Source organism: Arthrobacter sp. NicSoilB4 (genome assembly GCF_019977335.1).
Taxonomy (GTDB): Bacteria; Actinomycetota; Actinomycetes; order Actinomycetales; family Micrococcaceae; genus Arthrobacter.
The window spans coordinates 1566952-1584759 of the sequence record NZ_AP024653.1; the positions used below are offsets into that span (position 1 = coordinate 1566952).

A 17808-nucleotide genomic window follows, 5' to 3' on the forward strand; every position below is an offset into this window, starting at 1 on the left:
GTACCCATCCACCACAGTATGTGATAGAGGGCAGTGGAATGCACAGATTGTCAGCTCCTCGCCCCAGACGGTGTCGCACCGCTTGGCCCACAACGCAGACCCCGCCGTCGCACTTTGGGATCTGGCTGCCGTGAGCAGCGCCGATCAGACCATGGCCCGCCCGAAGGTGCCCACGGCCGTTTGGATCTCCTGGATTGCCTTGGCCCTGATGACCACGAGTTCCGTGGCCAGCCTGCGGGCCGCCCCGACCATGGCCGTCTACGGCCTCGCTTCAGTCTTCCTCTATGTGGTTCCCGCGATCGTCTTCCTGCTGCCCACCTCCCTCGTGTCCGCCGAGCTGGCGTCCGGATGGAAGGGCGGTATTTACAAGTGGGTCGCGACGGGCATTTCCAAGCCCATGGGTTTCCTGGCGGTTTGGTGCCAGTTCGCGATGACCATTTTCTACTATCCGACCCTGCTGGGGTTCGTCGCGAGCACGCTCGCCTACGTGTTCAACCCGGAGCTGGCCAGCAACGGCGTCTGGACCGCGTTGGTGATTGTGGTGTTCTATTGGGCGGGCGTGTACGTCTCATCCCGGGGCACGAAGGGTGTAGCGGGCCTGGCCAGCGGTGGCTTGATCATTGGGACCCTGATCCCGGGCGCGCTACTCGTTTTCCTGGGCGTCATGTTCCTCGGCCAGGGCAACGAGTCGGCCGCCCCGATGACCGCGGCCAACTTCCTTCCCGAGTGGGCCGGGCTGGCGAGCCTGGTGCTGATCGTGAACAATTTCCTGTCCTACAGCGGCATGGAGATGAATGCCGTGCACGTGTCCTCGCTGAAGGACCCGGCCAAGGAGTACCCGAAGTCGATGTTCCTGGCCATGGGACTCGTACTCCTGATCTTCATCCTTCCGGCGCTGGCGATCAGCTGGATCGTCCCGGCCGAGGAGCTCTCCCTCACCGCCGGCGTCATGCAGGCCTTCGACGCCGTGCTGGCGTCCTTCAGCCTGCAAGGCCTCACGCCGATACTTGGAATCATGCTGGTCGCCGCCTCCCTCGGCGGCATGCTGACCTGGCTGGCGGGTCCGTCCAAGGGCCTGCTGCTGATCTCGCGTGAGGAAGGTTACCTCCCGCCGTTCCTGCAAAAGCTGAACAAGAACGGCATTCAGCAGAACCTCCTGGTGGTCCAAGGGCTCGTCACCACCGTGATCGCGCTCGGCTACGCGCTGATCCCGGATGTCTCCAGCGCGTACTGGATATTCTCGGTAATCACCACGCAGGTCTACCTGATCATGTACCTGCTGATGTTCGTCGCCGCGGTCCGGCTGCGCCGCAATGACCCGGACCATCCCCGTGGCTACCGGGCGCCTATGCTGATCGGGCTGTGCGGCGTCGGGTTCGCCGCATCCCTGGCCGCGCTGCTCGTCGGGTTCGTCCCGCCGTCGCAATTCGGCAACGGCGATCCGATTGTCTATTTCCTGATCGTCGGCGGCGGCGCACTGGGGCTCGGCCTGCTCGTGCCGTTCCTCTTCTACAAGTTCCGTAAGCCGTCTTGGAAGCTGCCTGAACAAGGGGCGCAGACGGAGGTGCCGGAGTCATGAGCACCCATATGGAGTCCTCAACCAAGCGGGGCCGCTCGGTCATTTACATCGTCTCCATGATCTTGCTCGTGATATTCGCCGTTGTCGCCCTGCTGAACTTCAGGTCGGCTAGGGAGACCCAGCAGTCCCTGGCGAAGGCCGACCAGCTGATCGCGGAGATCAATGCCGCCGGGGGAACGGCCCCATCGCGCGAACAGATAGCCCGGGTGCTTGGCGACGACGGTGGCGCGGTCTGCGCGAACCCGAACGACGCGCTGAGCCGGGCCACCTTCCACAGCCAGCTGACAAACGGCGCAACCGGGCCCGGAAACAGGCCGGTGATCGCGCCCGAGCGGGTCGCCAAGGGCGAGCTGGCGATTATCAAGATCTACTGCCCGGACAAGCTGGCTGACTTCCAGCAGTTCATCGACGGCCTTAATACCTACAAGTCGGGCGGTGGGTGAGCCGTGGACTTGCGCTCCCGCATTGCCGATCTGATGCGTCCGGCGCAGGGAGAGCTCGCCGAATTTGTGGCCATCCGGTCGGTGGCGGACCCGCGGCAGTTTCCCCCGGAGGAGTGCGCCAAAGCTGCGCAGTGGGTGCTAGACAAATTCGCTGCGCTTGGATTTTCCGACGCCCACCTCGCGCGGACCCCCGACGGCTCCGACGCGGTAGTCGGTTCGAGGCCGGGACCCGAGCCGGACGCGCCCACCGTGCTCCTCTATGCGCACTACGACGTGCAGCCACCCCTCGATGATTCGGCATGGCGGACCCCGCCCTTCGAACTCACTGAAGTGGACGGCCGCTGGTACGGCCGGGGCGCGGCCGACTGCAAGGGCAACATCCTTGCGCATCTGCTCGCACTCAGAGCGCTCGGCAACGACGTGCCGGTGAACCTGAAGCTGGTGGTCGAGGGGTCGGAGGAACAGGGCACGGGGGGGCTTGAGGCGTTCGTCGCGAGCCACCGTGACCTGCTCCGGGCGGACACCATCCTGGTCTGCGACACCGGCAACGCCGCAGTGGGACACCCCGCGGCGACCGTGACCTTGCGCGGCATGGTCAACGTCGTGGTGACCGTGGAAGCGATGGCATCCGAACTCCATTCCGGCATGTTTGGCGGTGCAGCCCCCGACGCGCTGGCAGCGCTGATCTCGATGCTGGCAACACTGCGCGACAGACAAGGCAACACCACGATCACGGGCCTGGACACCACCCAGACGTGGGCCGGCGCGCCCTATCCGCCCGAGCAGTTCCGCGCCGACGCCGGTGTGCTCGAGGGCGTCTCATTGCTGGGGGACGGCACTGTGTCCGACATGCTCTGGGCGCGGCCCGCCGTCACCGTGCTCGGCATTGACTGCCCGCCGGTGACGGGCTCCTCGGCGTCGATCGTGCCGCGGACCTCCGCGCGCCTCAACCTGCGGGTCCCGCCCGGCATGGCCGCCGCCGACGCCCACACAGCGCTGGCCGAACAGCTCCGTGCCGCCGCACCCTGGGGCGTCCACGTGACGGTGGATCTGGAAGCCATCGGTTCCCCCTTCCGGGCGGCAGTCGGCGGGCCGGCATTCGAAGCCCTGGCTGCCGCGATGCTGGAGGCCTACGGACGGCCGATGACTACGTTGGGCCAGGGCGGATCGATCCCGCTCTGCAATGTGTTCGCCGAAACCTATCCGGACGCGGAGATCATCCTGATGGGGGTCGAGGAACCGCTGGCACTCATCCACGCACCAAACGAGAGCGTCGATCCTAACGAGATCCAGGCCATGGCCTTGTCCTTGGCGCTGTTCCTCAAGGGCTACGCCGCCTGACGGAACCTGTGGATAACTTCTGCGGGATTTCCGCGGATCCGCTATTCCTTGGTTATGGAAGATTATGCGTGGACCAGCGACGGGGCGCCCGAGGTGCCCGGGTACGACGTCGGCCGCTGCCTGGGGAGCGGCGGCAGCGCCACTGTGTGGCTGGTGACCGAACAGGCGGGCGGCAACGAGTTCGCGCTGAAGTGTTTCCCCGCCGGCGATGGCCCGGACCGGGGCGGCGCGGAGGAAGCCATCCGGCGCGAGGTGAGGATCCTGTCCGTCCTGGATCATGAGCACCTGGTGCGTGCGCACGCGGTGGTTCGCCTGCGGGGAGGCCGGATGCGTCGTTCGGGCGACGGCGACGCCGACTGGGGCGAGGCAGTCGGGCTCGTCATGGACTACGCGGCGGGCGGCTCAGTGGGGCAACTCGTTGCCGGTCGGGGGAGCCTGGGGCCGGGGGAGACGGTGACGGTGCTGACACCGATCGCCCAGGCCCTCGCATACCTGCATGGCCAGGGCTTCACTCACGGTGACGTCTCACCCGGCAATGTGCTGTTCACCGCGCACGGCAAGCCGCTGCTGGCCGATCTGGGCGTGGCCCGCATGGTGGCCGACTCCGCAGCCGTGGCCGACGCCGGGACCGAGGGCTTCCGCGATCCCGCGCCGGTGGACGCGGTCCGGGCAGGCCTGCAACCGGAGCGTGACGTGTATTCACTCGCGGCGCTCGGCTGGTACTGCCTGACCGGAAGGGCTCCCGAGGCAGGCGCGCAGCGGCCGCCGCTGCCGCTGCTGGTTCCAGGAGTTCCGGCGGAGCTGGCCGCAGCGCTGGAGTCCGGGCTTCATGAGGACCGCAGGCTGCGGCCCTCTGCAGCCGAGATGGCGGCCGCCGTTCATCGCAGCGCAGTGGCAGCTCCCGTGGACCTCTCGGTGTCGGTCCACCCGACGGTCATCCCGCAGCTGCTGACGCGGCGCTCCCTTCCGGCCACGGCGCGGGAGCGGCGGGTCCAACAGCTCAGGGACATTCCGCGGCAATTCCACAAACACCGCTCGGCCCGGCCGCTTCCGCCGGGAGGGCAGCCCGGTGCAGGCAGACGCTCCCGGAGCGCCAGCGCTCGCCACTCTGCCCGCTTGGGCCCAGCCTCCGACCTTGCCCGCCCGGATGCCGCCCGCCCGGATGCCGCCCGCTCCGGTGCCGCCCGTCCTCGCTCCGCCCGCCGGAATCCATCGATCCGCGGATTCCGGACCGCAGCCGTGGGCCTGGCCGTCCTTGGTCTCCTCTTCGGTGTCCTCGTTGCCGGGTGGGGAATCGCCGGATCCCCGGCATTCCCGGCGTTCCAGGGCTTCACCGTCAAGGATGTTGAGGCTGCCAGGGAGCCCGCGCCGACCGTCCCGGACCCGGTGGCGCCTGCCATGGATTCGGCAGCCGTTCCGCCCGAGGTGCGGGCCCAGCTTGACTCGCCAAACCCCGAGGACGCGGTCCGCGGGCTGGCGTGGCTCCGCTCCCTGGCTTTCAGCACGGGGGACTTCGGGCTGCTGGATCAGGTCAACGTTCCGGCATCGACCGCGGCTGAGGCGGACGCCCGGATCAGCGCCAGCTTGACGGGGTCCGGACGGGTGCTGGCCGGATTCACCACGCTGCTGACCCAGGTGGCGGCCACGGGGGACCGCAGCGGTCCCCGGGCCGTGGTGGCCGTCGCCGTCGGCACGTCCGCTTACCAGGAGCGGAACGACGCCGGGGTGGTTGTGGCCGAGACCGCTGCCGCGCCGGAACAGCGGCTGCGGCTGGTGCTCGCATCGGTCGAGGGCCGCTGGCGGATCCAGGATGTCCTTCCCGCCGACGCCGACGCCGACGCCAGAACGCCAGCCGCCGATGCCGGAACCCCCGATGCGGCCGGCTGACGGCAGGCGGGAATCCTCAGGCCTTGGGACCTGGTTCCGCCACCCACGCGGTGGCCTGCGCGAGGGACGGGTGCTGCCATTCGAAGCCGGCCCCGCTCAGCGCAGCCGGCTCCATCCGCTGGCTGGCGAGCAGCAGTTCATCGGCGAGCTGGCCCATCACCAGGCGCAGCACGGGCGCGGGGACGCGGAACACGGCCGGGCGGTGCACGGCGCCGGCCAGCTGCGCGATCAGCGAGTTCACGTCCGCGCTTTCCGGGGCGCAGACATTCACGGGGCCCTTCAGCTGGCTGCCGAGCAGGAACGCGAAGGCGCCGGCTACGTCGGGCAGCGTGATCCACGGCCAGTATTGCCGGCCGTTGCCCAGCGGTCCGCCCACACCGAGGCGCAACAGCGGCATCAGCCGTCCCAATGCGCCCCCTGAACGGCTCAGCACGACACCGGTGCGGGGAGTGACCACCCGGACGCCGGCAGGGGCCTCGTGCGCAGCCTCCTCCCAGTCGACGCAGATCCGGGCGAGCACACCGCTGCCGGGAGGGGCATTTTCGCGGAGCACCGCGGGACCGGCGCTGCCGTAGTAGCCGGACGCGGACTGGCTCAGGAAAACCGCCGGCGGAGTGTCCAGCCGGCCCATCGCCGCCGTCAGGGTTCCAGTCGCCGCCAGCCGGGAGCTGCGCAGTTCGTTGATCCGGGCCCGGGTCCACGGCCGGTCGCCGATGCCGGCGCCGGAGAGGTTGATGACGGCGTCCGCTCCCTTCAGCGCCGCGTCGTCGATGTGGCCCTCCGCGGGATTCCACTGGAACTCGCCGGGTGCGGCGGGAGGCCGCCTGACCAGTGCGCCGACGTCGTGTCCTGCACTGCGCAGGGTGCTGGAAATGGCGGCTCCGAGCAGCCCCGAGGCCCCGGCAACAATGATTCGCATGATCCATCTCACCATGCCCGGCACGGCGGGGACACCTCCCGGGCGGGAGCGCCGGTCTTGACTATGATCGGACGATGACTTCTTCGCGCTACTTCCGTTTCCCGCATCTGCACGGCGATCTGGTCACTTTCGTGGCCGAAGACGACGTCTGGATCGCGCCCCTGGGCGGGGGCCGCGCCTGGCGCGTGTCTTCGCTACAACTGCCCGCCCGGAACCCACGTTTCACCCCGGACGGCAAGAAGCTGGTGTGGACGGTCGTTCAAGGAACGGCTCCGGAGGTGGTCACCGCGGACGTCGACGGCGGCGGCTACCGTCAGCTGAGCTACTTCGGCCACGCATCCACGAAGGTCAAGGGCTTCACGCCCGACGGCGACGTCCTGGTCACGAGCGCCTTCCGCCAGGCCGACAGCCGCCTCACCCACGCCTACAGCCTGCCCGTCACGGGCGGCTGGGCCGCTGAACTCCCATTCGGCCCGGTGGAATCCGTGGCTTTCGGGCCGGTTGTCGGCGACGAACGCCCCGTGGTCCTGGCCAGCGTGCTCTCCCGCGAACCCGCATGGTGGAAGCGCTACCGGGGCGGCACGGCCGGCAAGCTGTGGATCGATGGCGACGGAAACGGCGAATTCGAACGCCTCGCCGCCGACTTGGACGGCAACCTGACCGACCCGATGTGGGTCGACGGACGGATCGCCTTCCTCTCCGACCACGAGGGCTACGGCAACCTCTACTCCGTGCTGCCCAACGGCTCTGATCTGCGCCGCCACACAGACCACGAGGACTTCTACGTCCGCCACGCCGCCACCGACGGCCAGCGCGTCATCTTCGAGTCGGCCGGCGAGCTGTGGCTGCTGCCGGACCTCGGCTCGGACGCCGTCAAGCTCGAGATTTCCCTGGGGTCAGCCTCCCAGGCCCGCCGCGGGGCGCCGCTGAAGGCCTCACGGCACCTGGGCGACGTAGTTCCGGACCGCACCGGCGGCTCCAGTGCCGTGGAGTCCCACGGCACGCTGCACTGGCTGCGGCATAAGGACGGGCCTTCCCGCGTCCTGGAAGCCACACCGGGCGTCCGTGCCCGACTGCCCCGCCCCTTTGGCGAGGGACGGATCGCCTATGTGGCCGATCACGACGGCGTCGAGGCCCTGTACCTGAGGGCGATCGCCGGAAACCCCGATTTCGGGAACGCAGGCGCCGGCAAGAAGTCCGGCGGGCAGCAGGCCGGTCCCGAACAGCGGGCCGCCACGCCGCCGCAGGATTCCGACGCCGGCACGCCCCTGCCGAGGCCCGTTTCGGCCGCAGCCCTGACCCGGCCGGATGCCGTGGCCGCGGTCCCGGCGGCAGTGGCGGACGGACCGGACAGCCACCCCACCGACACTGCCGTCACCGCCGGCGCCGCCAACACCGACAACACAGCTGGCACTGCCGGCCCGGCGGAAGGCAACTCCGGTACGCAGGGACAGTCACGCCAATCAGGCCAGGCCACCAGGATCGATTTCCCCAAGCCCACCCGGGCCAGCGCCATCGAGGCCAGCCCGGACGGGAACTGGCTCGCCGTCGGCACGGCCTTCGGCGACATCTACCTCGCCGACACGCGCACCGGCACCCTGTCCCTCGTGAGCAGCATTGGCGAGGGCAGCATCGAAGGCTTCAGCTGGTCCCCGGACTCGGCGTGGCTGGGCTGGTCCGAGCCGGTCACGTCCTTCGGCTCCCGCAGCCGGCTGCGCATCACCCGTGTGGACGACGCCGGCATCGCACCGGAGGGGACGCGCACCATAGTCGAGGTCACCGACGGACGCTTCCGCGACGAATCGCCGTCGTTCACCCCCGACGGCAAGTTCCTTGCGTTCCTCTCCAACCGCAGCTTCGACCCGGTCTACGACGGACACTCCTTCGACCTGTCCTTCCCCAGCCCGATCAAGCCCTACCTCGTTGCCCTCGCCGCGGACACGCCGTCGCCCTTCGGCCCGAGCGTTGACCTGCTCGAAGCCGTGCTGGAAGACGGAGCCGGGACGCCGGCGGAGAAGTCCGACGCCGAGCAGGTTCCGGTGGTTCGGGTCGACGCCGAGGGCCTGGCCCACCGCGTCATCAGCGTGCCGGTGCCGCAGGGGAACTACTCCCACCTCACCGCCGCTGCCGGGGCGCTGCTCTGGCTCGACAGCGAACTGTCCGGTGTCACCGGCGAAGGCCGCGCCAGCCTCGAGGACAAGAACGCGGCACCCTGCCTCGTCCGCTTCGACCTCGCCCGGCGCAAAACCACCACCATCGTGGACGCACTGGACAGCTACCGGCTCTCCGGTGACGGCGGGAAGGTCGTGGTCCTTCAGGACAAGCAGATCCGCGTCTCGCCCGCCAACGCCAAGGCGGACGAGGAGTCCGGCCAGCTGGTCAAGGTGGACCTCAGCCGCATCCGCGTGCAGCTGGATCCGCTCAGCGTCTGGGGCCAGGCCTTCGATGAGGCCTGGCGGCTCCAGCGCGACTTCTTCTGGACGGAAGACATGGCCGGGCAGGACTGGGACTCGGTGCACGCCCGCTACCGTCCCATCGTGGACCGGCTCGGCTCGCACGACGACCTCGTGGACCTGCTGTGGGAGCTCCACGGTGAATTGGGCACATCCCACGCCTATGTCCGTCCTGCCGCCGTCACCGAGAACGGCAGCAACGGCCAGGGCCGCCTGGGTGCTGACCTAGTGTTCACCGGTGAGGGCTGGGAGATCACCCGGATCCTCGCGGGGGAGTCCTCCGACCCGCTCGCCACCTCGCCGCTGACTCGGCCTGGCGCTGACGCGAAGCCCGGCGACGTGCTGCTGGCGATCGACGGCGTCGAGCTCACCGAAGAGCGCACCCCGGCCATGCAGCTGGTTGGCGCCGCGGGACGCGCTGTGGAGCTCACCCTGCGCAACGGTGCCGGCCACGGAAGCCAGGCAGGGCGGCAGCGCCGCGTGGCCGTGGTCCCGGTCAAGGACGAGGAGCGGCTGCGGTACCAGGAATGGGTGTCCGCCAACCGCAGGACTGTCCGGCAGGCGTCCCAGGGGACTTTCGGCTACCTGCACGTTCCGGACATGATGGCGAACGGCTGGGCCCAGCTGCACCGCGACCTCGACACCGAAACGGCCCTCGACGGGCTGATCGTCGACGTCCGCCGCAACCGGGGAGGACACACCTCCCAGCTTGTCGCCGAACTCATCGGGCGCAAGGTCACCGGCTGGAGCATGCCGCGCGGGGAGAAGCCACGGACTTACCCGCACCACGCTCCGCGCGGGCCCGTCATCATCCTGACCGACGAATTCGCCGGTTCCGACGGCGACATCATCACCCAGGTCTCCAAGCTGCGGGGGATCGGCCCGGTCATCGGCACCCGGACCTGGGGCGGCGTCGTCGGCATCGACAACCGCTTCGCCCTGGCCGACGGGACCGGGGTCACCCAGCCGCGTTACGCCACGTGGTTCTCCGGCGGTGTGGGCTGGGGGGTCGAGAACTTCGGCGTCGCGCCCGATATCGAAGTGACCTTCCCGCCGCACGCCTACGCCGCCGGCACGGACCCGCAGCTGGAATACGGCATCGGCGCGCTCAAGGAAATGATCCAGGAGCTGCCCACCGACCGGCCGCCGCTGCGCGAGGGATACCGCCTCGTCCGGCCTGCCCCGCTGCCGGCCCGCGGCCAGGGCAGCTAGCCTGCGGCGCCCGGCGGGCGCAACCGCCAACGGCGAAGGCCCCCGTTCCCTGAACAGCAGGGAGCGGGGGCCTTCGCCGTTTAACGGCAGGTGCTAGGAAACCAGCGTGGCGTCCAGGGTGATCTTGATGCCCGTGAGGGCGGCCGAGACCGGGCAGCCCACTTTGGCTTCCTCGGCGAGGCGCTGGAATTCGTCCTCGGAGATGCCCGGAATACGGGCGCTGACGGTCAGGTGGCTGTCCGAGATGCCGGTCCCGGGAACGAACGTGACGTCCGCCTTGGTCTGGACTTCCTCGGGCGTGTGGCCCGCGCCGGCCAGGGCGTGGCTGAAAGCCATCGAAAAACAAGCCGAGTGCGCGGCGGCGATGAGTTCCTCGGGGCTGGTCTTGCCTTCGGCCGCTTCAGCGCGTGCCTTCCAGGTGACGTCGAAGTTGCCCAGTCCGGAGCTGTCCAGGGTGGTGTTGCCGGCGCCTGACATCAGGTCGCCGTTCCATACGGTGTGTGCGGTGCGTGTTGTTGCCATGTCCACTCCTCGTCATAGTTCAATGCGTGATCCGGCGCGTGCGCCGGTCGTGCCGTGTCCCATCCTAGGGATTCAGCCGGGCCGGCGCACGGGGGTTCCGCTGTCAGTGGATTGTGACCCGTCTACGGCCCCGCCGGCAAAGGGCCATCGGTACAGTGTCGACATGGAAATCACTGGACCCGGTGCGCCGCCCGCGGCGCGCATCGCCACGATCATGGTCAACGCCGTGGACGCCGAGCGGCTGGCAGAATTCTGGGCGGCGCTGCTGGGCACCGTGGTGTCCTCGCGGTTCGATCAGTTCGTCTGGCTCCAGTCCGCCGGCCCCGGAGCGCCGCAGCTGGCCTTCCAGCAGGTCGAGCAGCCCACAGAGGGAAGACGCCGCCTGCACCTGGACATCCACGGGCCCGATCCTGCGGCGCTGCGGGCCCTCGCCGAGTCCCTCGGGGCAGACTTCGTGGAAGGCAACGACATCGGCGATTTCCACTGGGACGTAATGCAGGATCCCGAAGGCAACGAATTCTGCATCGCCGGCGACTGAGCCTTTGAGGCCGGGCTGTGAACCGGCTTAACGACGACGGCGACGCACCCGCGCGGGGTGCGTCGCCGTCGTCGTCTCTTCCGGGGGACTACTGCCAGAGGGTGGCGATGGCCACGTTCAGCAATGCCAGGCCGCCGACGCTGTGGGCGAGGCCCTTGCTGATCGGCTCGTCCTTCTTGTACTTGCGGCGGCCGATGAACGCCAGCACGAAGACCACCAGGGCGATCGCGAACTTGATGCCGAGCTTGGCGTAGTTGGCGTTCATGTCAAGGGCCGGGATCAGGCCCATCATGACGATGCCGGTGATGAGCTGCAGGGCAGCGCCGTCGAACTGGCGGGGGTGGACGGTGGGCTTCTTCATCTGGCCGATCCAGATGCCGACGATCATGGCGGCGCCGATGATGTGCAGGAAGACCATGACGTTATAAACGATGTTCATGGCATCAGTGTAGCCAGAGTCTTCTACGCACCGTAGTAGGACCCGCGGTGCGGTTCACAATGGCACAGCAAAAACAGCGACGGCGGCGCGGGCACTCCGGTGGTTTCCCACCCGCGCCCGCACCGCCGTCGCCGCTGCTGTGCTTCTTGGACCTAGAGCCCGAGGTCGGCTTCGAAGGCGCCTTCCTCAAGGCGTGCCTTCAGCGTCTGCAGGAAGCGTCCCGCGTCGGCGCCGTCCACCAGGCGGTGGTCGTACGTCAGGGAGAGGTACATCATCGAACGGATCGCGATCGAGTCGTCGCCGTTCTCATCGGCGACCACCACGGCGCGCTTGACGATCGCGCCGGTGCCCAGGATGGCCACCTGCGGCTGGTTGATGATCGGGGTGTCGAAGAGGGCGCCCACGGAACCGATGTTGGTGATGCTGAAGGTTCCGCCGGAGAGCTCGTCCGGCCCGATCTTGCCGTCGCGGGTGCGGCCGGCGACGTCGGCGATCTTGCCGGCCAGGCCGGCAAGGTTCAGGTTGCCGGCGTCGGCGATGACCGGGACCAGCAGGCCCTTGTCCGTGTCCACCGCAATCGCCAGGTGCTCGGCGTTGTGGTAGGTGATCTCCTGCTTGTCCTCGTCGTAGGAGGCGTTCACCTTCGGGTGCTGCTTCAGGGCCTCGGCTACAGCCTTGGCGATGAAGGGCAGGAAAGTCAGCTTGGAGCCGTTCTGGGCCTGGAAGGAGTTCTTGGCCTTGGCGCGCAGCTTGGCGACCTTGGTCATGTCCACCTCGTGCACCTGGGTCAGTTGCGTGGAGATGTCCAGCGATTCGCGCATGCGGCGGGCAATGACCTGGCGGATCCGCGGGGCCTTCTGCACGGTGCCGCGCAGCGAGGAGAGATCAGCGGACGGACGCGCGGCGGGAGCAGCGGAAGCTGCCGGTGCGGCGGCCGCGGGAGCCGGGGCTGCCTTGGCTTCTGCTGCTGCCAGTACGTCCTGCTTGCGGATGCGGCCGCCGACGCCGGTGCCGGCCAGGGAGGAAATGTCCACGCCCTGCTGGTTCGCGAGCTTGCGGACCAGCGGCGTGACGTAGCCGGACTCGGCGGCAGCAGCGGCCGGGGCCGCCTCCTTCGCCGGTGCGGCGGGGGCTTCCTGCTTCGGTGCCTCCTGCTTGGGGGCTTCAGCGGGAGCAGCCTCCTGCTTGGGGGCTTCTTCCTTCGGAGCGGCTTCTGCCTTCGGCGCTGCTGCTTCCTTCGGAGCTTCTGGGGACGGTGCCGCGGCGGGGGCGGCAGCGCCGGAACCGATGACAGCGAGGACTGAGCCGACCTCGGCCGTTTCGTCCTCGGCGACGCGGATTTCCTGCAGGGTGCCGGCGACAGGGGACGGGATTTCGGTGTCGACCTTGTCGGTGGAGACCTCAAGCAACGGTTCGTCGACCTCGACGGTGTCGCCGATGCTCTTGAGCCAGCGGGTGACGGTGCCTTCAGTGACGCTCTCGCCCAGGGCGGGGAGCGTGACTTCGTGGCCTTCGCCGGCGGGAGCGGCAGCCTCGGCGGCGGGCGCTTCCTCGGCAGCCGGGGCTTCGGCTTCCTCGGCAGGTGCCTCAGCGGCCGGCACTTCCTCGGCGGGAGCCTCTTCGGCGGCCGTCTCTTCGGCGGGCGCCTCTTCGGCGGCCGGGGCGGCAGCCGCTCCGGAGCCGGAACCGTCGCCGATGCGCACGAGCGGTGCGCCAACTTCAGCGGTCTCGTCTTCGGCGACGAGGATTTCCTCGATCACGCCAGCGATCGGAGAGGGGATCTCGGTGTCTACTTTGTCGGTGGAAACCTCGAGCAGCGGCTCGTCCACTTCTACCCGGTCACCTACCTGCTTGAGCCAGCGGGTGACGGTTCCTTCGGTGACACTCTCACCGAGGGCGGGCAAGTTAACGGATTCAGACATGTCGTCCCCGTTCTCCTTATTGATCTTTAGTGCGGATGATTGCTGCCTTGGTTGAGCTTAGTGCACCCGGTATTTCCTGCCGGGTGCACTAAGCACAATGGTCTTGCGGTGGTGCGGGCGGAACTGCTAGCCGTGAAGGGGCTTGCCGGCCAGGGCCAGGTGCGCCTCGCCCAGGGACTCGTTCTGGGTCGGGTGTGCGTGGACCAGCTGGGCCACGTCCTCCGGGTATGCTTCCCAGTTCACGATCAGCTGGGCTTCGCCGATCTGCTCGCCCATGCGGGCGCCGATCATGTGGACGCCGACGACGGGGCCGTCCTTCTGGCGGACCAGCTTGACCAGGCCGGACGTGCCCAGGATGGAACTCTTGCCGTTGCCGGCGAGGTTGTATTCCTGGGTCTGGATCTGGTCGTCACCGAACTTGGCCTTGGCGGCCTTCTCCGTGTAGCCCACCGTGGCGATTTCGGGCTCGGAGTAGGTGACCTTGGGGATGTTGACGTCCTCGACGATGACGGGCTTGAGGCCGGCGATTTCTTCGGCGACGAAGATGCCCTGCTGGTAGCCGCGGTGCGCGAGCTGGACGCCGGGGACGATGTCGCCCACGGCGTAGACGTTGCCCACGCCGGTGTGCAGGCGCTCATTCGTGATGACGAAGCCGCGGTCAATGGTCAGGCCGGCCTCTTCATAGCCGAGGTTGGCCGTGACCGGGCCGCGGCCGACGGCGACCAGGAGGAGATCGGCCTCGAACGTCTTGCCGTCCACGAGGGTGACCTTGACGCCGTCGGCGTTCTGCTCGACGCCCTGGAAGAAGGTGCCGGTGGAGAACTTGATGCCGCGCTTCTTGAAGGCACGCTCAAAGGCCTTGACGATCGTGGCGTCCTCGTTCGGGACCAGCGACGGCAGGCCCTCGATGACGGTCACGTCGACGCCGAAGGACTTCCAGACGGAGGCGAATTCGACGCCGATGACGCCGCCGCCGAGGATGATCGCGCTCTTGGGGATGAAGTCCATCGTGAGGGCTTCGTCGGAGGTGATGACCTTGCCCCCGATTTCCAGGCCCGGCAGGGTGCGGGAGTAGGAGCCGGTCGCGAGGACAATGTTTTTGCCCTTGTATGCGGTGCCGTTGACAACGATGGTGTCGGCGCCCTGGAGCTTGCCTTCGCCCTCGATGACGGTGATGCCCTTTTTGCCCTTGATGAGGCCCTGCAGGCCCTTGAACTTGCCGGCGATAATGCCGTCTTTGTAGGCGTTGACAGCGGTGATGTCGATGCTGTCGAGGGTGACGTTGACACCGTACTTCGCCGAGTCACGGGCGTGGTCGGCCAGTTCTGCAGAGTGCAGCAGGGCCTTCGTGGGGATACAGCCGTTGTGCAGGCACGTACCGCCGAGTTTGCCCTTTTCGATCAGGCCGACGGTGAGGCCGAGCTGAACGGCACGCAGCGCAGTGGCGTAGCCGCCGCTGCCGCCGCCGAGTACCAGGATGTCGAATTCTTGCGCAGTTGCCTGATCGGCCACTAAAACGCTCCCTCGCGTGAACGATGACACGAGAGTACGCATCATCTGGTCTTGGAACTTCCTTGCCGTGATTATGCCAGCAGGGCAGTTCCCTTTCATTTGTGACTACCGGAGTTCACCTTAGCGAACCACTAATACATGCTCCACCTTGCCGTGGCGTTTGTGGAGCGCTTGTGTCCAGTGTCACGCGGGTTTGTGGCCGGGGGATCACCCCGTCCCCAAACCCGCGCGGACGGCTGGAGGGCGGCTTCTAGGCGGAAGCGGCGATGATGTCCTCGGCATAGGCCACGAGCGTGCGCACGGTGCAGCCGGTGCCCTGCTTGTGGTTGTAGCCGTAGGGGCTGCCGTTGTTGAAGGACGGGCCGGCGATGTCGATGTGGGCCCAGGGGATCTGTTCGCCGTCCTTGCCCTTGCCGACGAATTCGCGCAGGAAGACGGCTGCCGTCATCATGCCGCCGTGGCGTTCGCCGATGTTGGCGAGGTCCGCGACCTGCGAGTCGAGGCTGGGGCGCAGTTCCTCGGGCAGCGGCATCGGCCAGACCAGCTCGCCGGCGCGGTCGGCGGCGGCCTTGATCGGGCCCGTGACGGAGTCCGATCCCATGACGCCGGCGGTGCGGTCGCCGAGGGCGATCAGCTGCGCGCCGGTCAGGGTGGCGACGTCGATGATGGCGTCCGGGAATTCCTGGCTCGCGGCGACGATGCCGTCGGCCATGACCAGCCGGCCCTCGGCGTCGGTGTTCAGGACCTCGACGGTCTTGCCGCCGAAGATAGTCATGACGTCGGCGGGGCGCTGGGCTGCGCCGGACGGCATGTTCTCGGCGATGCACAGCCAGGCGGTCGCCTTGACGGGCAGGCCCAGGCCCGCGAGGGCCAGCACGGTGTTGAGGACGACGGCGGCGCCCGCCATGTCGGACTTCATGTCGCCCATGCCCAGGTGCGGCTTGAGCGAGATGCCGCCGGTGTCGAAGGTGATGCCCTTGCCCACGAGGGCGATCTTGGCGGTGGCTTTGGCCGGCGCGTATTCGACCTTGACCAGGCGCGGCTGCCGGGTGGAGCCCTTGCCGACGCCGAGGATGCCGCCGAAGCCTTCCTTTTCCAGGCGCTTTTCGTCCCAGACGGTCACCTTTACGGGCAGGCCCTTGGACAGCTCCTTGGCTGCTTCCGCGAAGGATTCGGGGTAGAGGTGGCTCGGTGGCTGGTTAACCAGGGTGCGGGTGGCGTTCACGGCCTTGCCGATCAGCGCGGCCCGGTCCAGGACCGTCTTGAGGCCATTGTCGGCGGCGAGGTCGGTGACGATCACGACGTTCTTCACCGGGTCTTTGATCCCGTCCTTGGAGGAGCGGTACTCGGTAAACGAGTAGGCACCCATCGCCGCGCCTTCGGCGACGGCGGCGACATCGCCCAGTGACGAGGTCGGAAGGGCCAGTGCCACGGTGCTGACGCCGGCCAGCTGGCGGACGGCCGAGCCGGCAGCGCGGCGGAGGGCCTCTTCGGTGAGCGGCCGCGTGGCGGACACCTTGCCGACGCCGGCGAGGACCAGGACACTTGCCCCGGCTTCGGCCAGGCCCGGGAGACGGTGGGCCTGGTCGGCTGCGCCGGTGATGCCAAGAACATTCAGTGATTCCGCCAGGGCCTCGGCGGCCTTGGCCGTCAGGGGATTGCTGAGCAGGACGGGGCCGTCCGTGCCCTGCCCGACGCCGATGACGAGGGCGTCGCTGGGGGACTTCTTGAGATCCCCTGCGATTGCACTGAGTTTCACTTCGGTATTCTTGACCACGAGGAAAGTCCTCAATTCTCTGAGTATTTTCGGCAGGAACTGCATGTTCGGCGCCCTGCCATGGAACGTAGGCCACTGCCGGTTTGAGACGGACCATTCGGGACAAGAACTATGGTGTCTTCAAGCCGTCATGGGGCCAGCTCCGATCGTAGTCTCTCCCCGGCGCGGGTGTTCAATTGAATGAGAGCTGGAGCACACCGCGATCAGGAATGCTCCCGCAGTCCGGCGTGTTGTACCCGATAACAGCGGCGCCGCCCTCAGGGCCCTTCCGGCCGCTCCCGCCGACTACGACGAAAGGAACATGCCGTGATTGAACGGATTTCCGGCTCCTTGCTGGACCCCGAAGCGCTTTACCTGCGTGATGACGCGCTGTTCCACAGCCCCGAGCTGCGCGGGCTGAACCTCGTTATGGGATTCACAGGATTCGCCGACGCAGGACACGTCGTCAGGCAGATCACCGCCGAATTGCTGGACACCCCGGACGCCGTGAGGGTGGCCGAGTTCGACGCCGACCAGCTGATCGACTACCGCACCCGCCGCCCGCAGATCAGCTTCGTCGAGGACCACCTGCAGGACTACCAGGCGCCGCGCCTGGCACTGTACCGGTTGGTCGACGGGCTCGGCAGCCCGTTCCTGCTCCTGGCCGGATTTGAACCGGACCTGCAATGGGAGCGGTTTGCCCGTGCCGTCGTCGGAATCATCGAGGAACTGGACGTCAACCTCGTCACCTGGATCCATTCGATCCCGATGCCCGTGCCGCACACCCGCCCCGTCGGCGTGACCGTGCACGGCAACCGGCCGGACCTCATCGAGGGCATCTCGGTCTGGAAGCCCACCGTCGAGGTGCCTGCCGCCGTCGGCCACCTCCTGGAGCTGCGGCTGACGGAGGCCGGGCGCAACGTTGCCGGCTATGTCATGCATGTTCCGCACTACCTTGCCGAAGCCGAATACCCGACGGCCGCCGTCGCCGGCCTCGAATACCTTGGTGCGGCCACGTCTCTGATGCTGCCCACGGACCGGCTCCGCGAAGCCGGCCGGGAGGTCGGACGCCAGATCGCGGAGCAGATTGACGCGTCGGAGGATGTGCAGCAGGTGGTCTCACGGCTCGAAACCCGTTACGACGAGAACGCCGAAGGAACCGTGCGGCGTTCCCTGCTCGCCGACGAGAACGACCAGCTGCCCAATGCGGATGCCCTCGGCGCCGCCGTCGAGGCCTACCTGGCCCGTAAAGAACCCGGCGAATAAATACTATTTTTTCCGTCGG

13 protein-coding genes are annotated in these 17808 nt (G+C 68.0%); 7 read left to right on the plus strand and 6 right to left on the minus strand.

The window, feature by feature from the left end; genetic code table 11:
- The first annotated feature begins 130 nt into the window (after nt 1-130).
- Genes LDO13_RS07025 through LDO13_RS07040 form a run of 4 tightly spaced genes read left to right on the plus strand, consistent with a single transcriptional unit; the run spans nt 131 to nt 5250 of the window.
- Complete coding sequence (locus LDO13_RS07025) at nt 131-1579, plus strand: APC family permease (RefSeq protein ID WP_224049288.1); 1449 nt, start codon at nt 131-133, stop codon at nt 1577-1579.
- A complete protein-coding gene (locus tag LDO13_RS07030; protein ID WP_224049289.1) occupies nt 1576-2022 on the plus strand; it encodes a hypothetical protein in 447 nt (148 codons plus the stop codon). The genes LDO13_RS07025 and LDO13_RS07030 overlap by 4 nt, the downstream gene beginning before the upstream one ends.
- Nucleotides 2023-2025: 3 nt before the next feature.
- Nucleotides 2026-3363: a dipeptidase gene (locus tag LDO13_RS07035; protein ID WP_224049290.1), complete on the plus strand. Its 1338-nt coding sequence runs from the start codon at nt 2026-2028 to the stop codon at nt 3361-3363.
- 54 nt (nt 3364-3417) lie between these two features.
- A complete protein-coding gene (locus LDO13_RS07040; RefSeq protein WP_224049291.1) occupies nt 3418-5250 on the plus strand; it encodes a protein kinase in 1833 nt (610 codons plus the stop codon).
- Between the two features lie 16 nt (nt 5251-5266).
- Here LDO13_RS07040 and LDO13_RS07045 read toward each other — a convergent pair whose 3' ends face one another.
- Nucleotides 5267-6169 carry a TIGR01777 family oxidoreductase gene (locus LDO13_RS07045; protein ID WP_224049292.1) on the minus strand — a complete coding sequence of 301 codons (903 nt, stop codon included), beginning with the start codon at nt 6167-6169 and terminating at the stop codon, nt 5267-5269.
- 74 nt (nt 6170-6243) lie between these two features.
- Here LDO13_RS07045 and LDO13_RS07050 point away from each other — a divergent pair, with 74 nt between their 5' ends.
- Nucleotides 6244-9834 (plus strand): S41 family peptidase, encoded by a 3591-nt coding sequence (locus LDO13_RS07050; RefSeq protein ID WP_224049293.1) that lies wholly within the window; start codon nt 6244-6246, stop codon nt 9832-9834.
- Nucleotides 9835-9927: 93 nt separating this feature from the next.
- On the opposite strand, the gene LDO13_RS07055 is transcribed toward LDO13_RS07050, so the two are convergent.
- Nucleotides 9928-10356, minus strand: a complete 429-nt coding sequence (locus tag LDO13_RS07055) for an OsmC family protein (protein WP_224049294.1) — start codon at nt 10354-10356, stop codon at nt 9928-9930.
- Between the two features lie 163 nt (nt 10357-10519).
- On the opposite strand from LDO13_RS07055, the gene LDO13_RS07060 reads away from it, so the two are divergent.
- Entirely contained in the window at nt 10520-10894 is a 375-nt protein-coding gene (locus LDO13_RS07060) for a VOC family protein (RefSeq protein WP_224049295.1), read from the plus strand.
- A gap of 88 nt (nt 10895-10982) precedes the next feature.
- On the opposite strand, the gene LDO13_RS07065 is transcribed toward LDO13_RS07060, so the two are convergent.
- From LDO13_RS07065 to LDO13_RS07080, 4 genes are all read right to left on the minus strand, one after another.
- Nucleotides 10983-11333, minus strand: coding sequence for a hypothetical protein (locus LDO13_RS07065; protein WP_224049296.1), 351 nt, complete (start codon nt 11331-11333; stop codon nt 10983-10985).
- A gap of 152 nt (nt 11334-11485) precedes the next feature.
- Complete coding sequence (gene sucB / locus LDO13_RS07070) at nt 11486-13255, minus strand: 2-oxoglutarate dehydrogenase, E2 component, dihydrolipoamide succinyltransferase (protein ID WP_224049297.1); 1770 nt, start codon at nt 13253-13255, stop codon at nt 11486-11488.
- 126 nt (nt 13256-13381) lie between these two features.
- Nucleotides 13382-14767: a dihydrolipoyl dehydrogenase gene (lpdA, locus tag LDO13_RS07075; protein WP_224049298.1), complete on the minus strand. Its 1386-nt coding sequence runs from the start codon at nt 14765-14767 to the stop codon at nt 13382-13384.
- A 250-nt stretch (nt 14768-15017) separates the two neighbouring features.
- Complete coding sequence (locus tag LDO13_RS07080) at nt 15018-16544, minus strand: leucyl aminopeptidase (protein ID WP_224049711.1); 1527 nt, start codon at nt 16542-16544, stop codon at nt 15018-15020.
- A gap of 306 nt (nt 16545-16850) precedes the next feature.
- On the opposite strand from LDO13_RS07080, the gene LDO13_RS07085 reads away from it, so the two are divergent.
- Complete coding sequence (locus tag LDO13_RS07085; RefSeq protein WP_224049299.1) at nt 16851-17789, plus strand: PAC2 family protein; 939 nt, start codon at nt 16851-16853, stop codon at nt 17787-17789.
- The last annotated feature ends 19 nt before the right edge of the window (nt 17790-17808 follow it).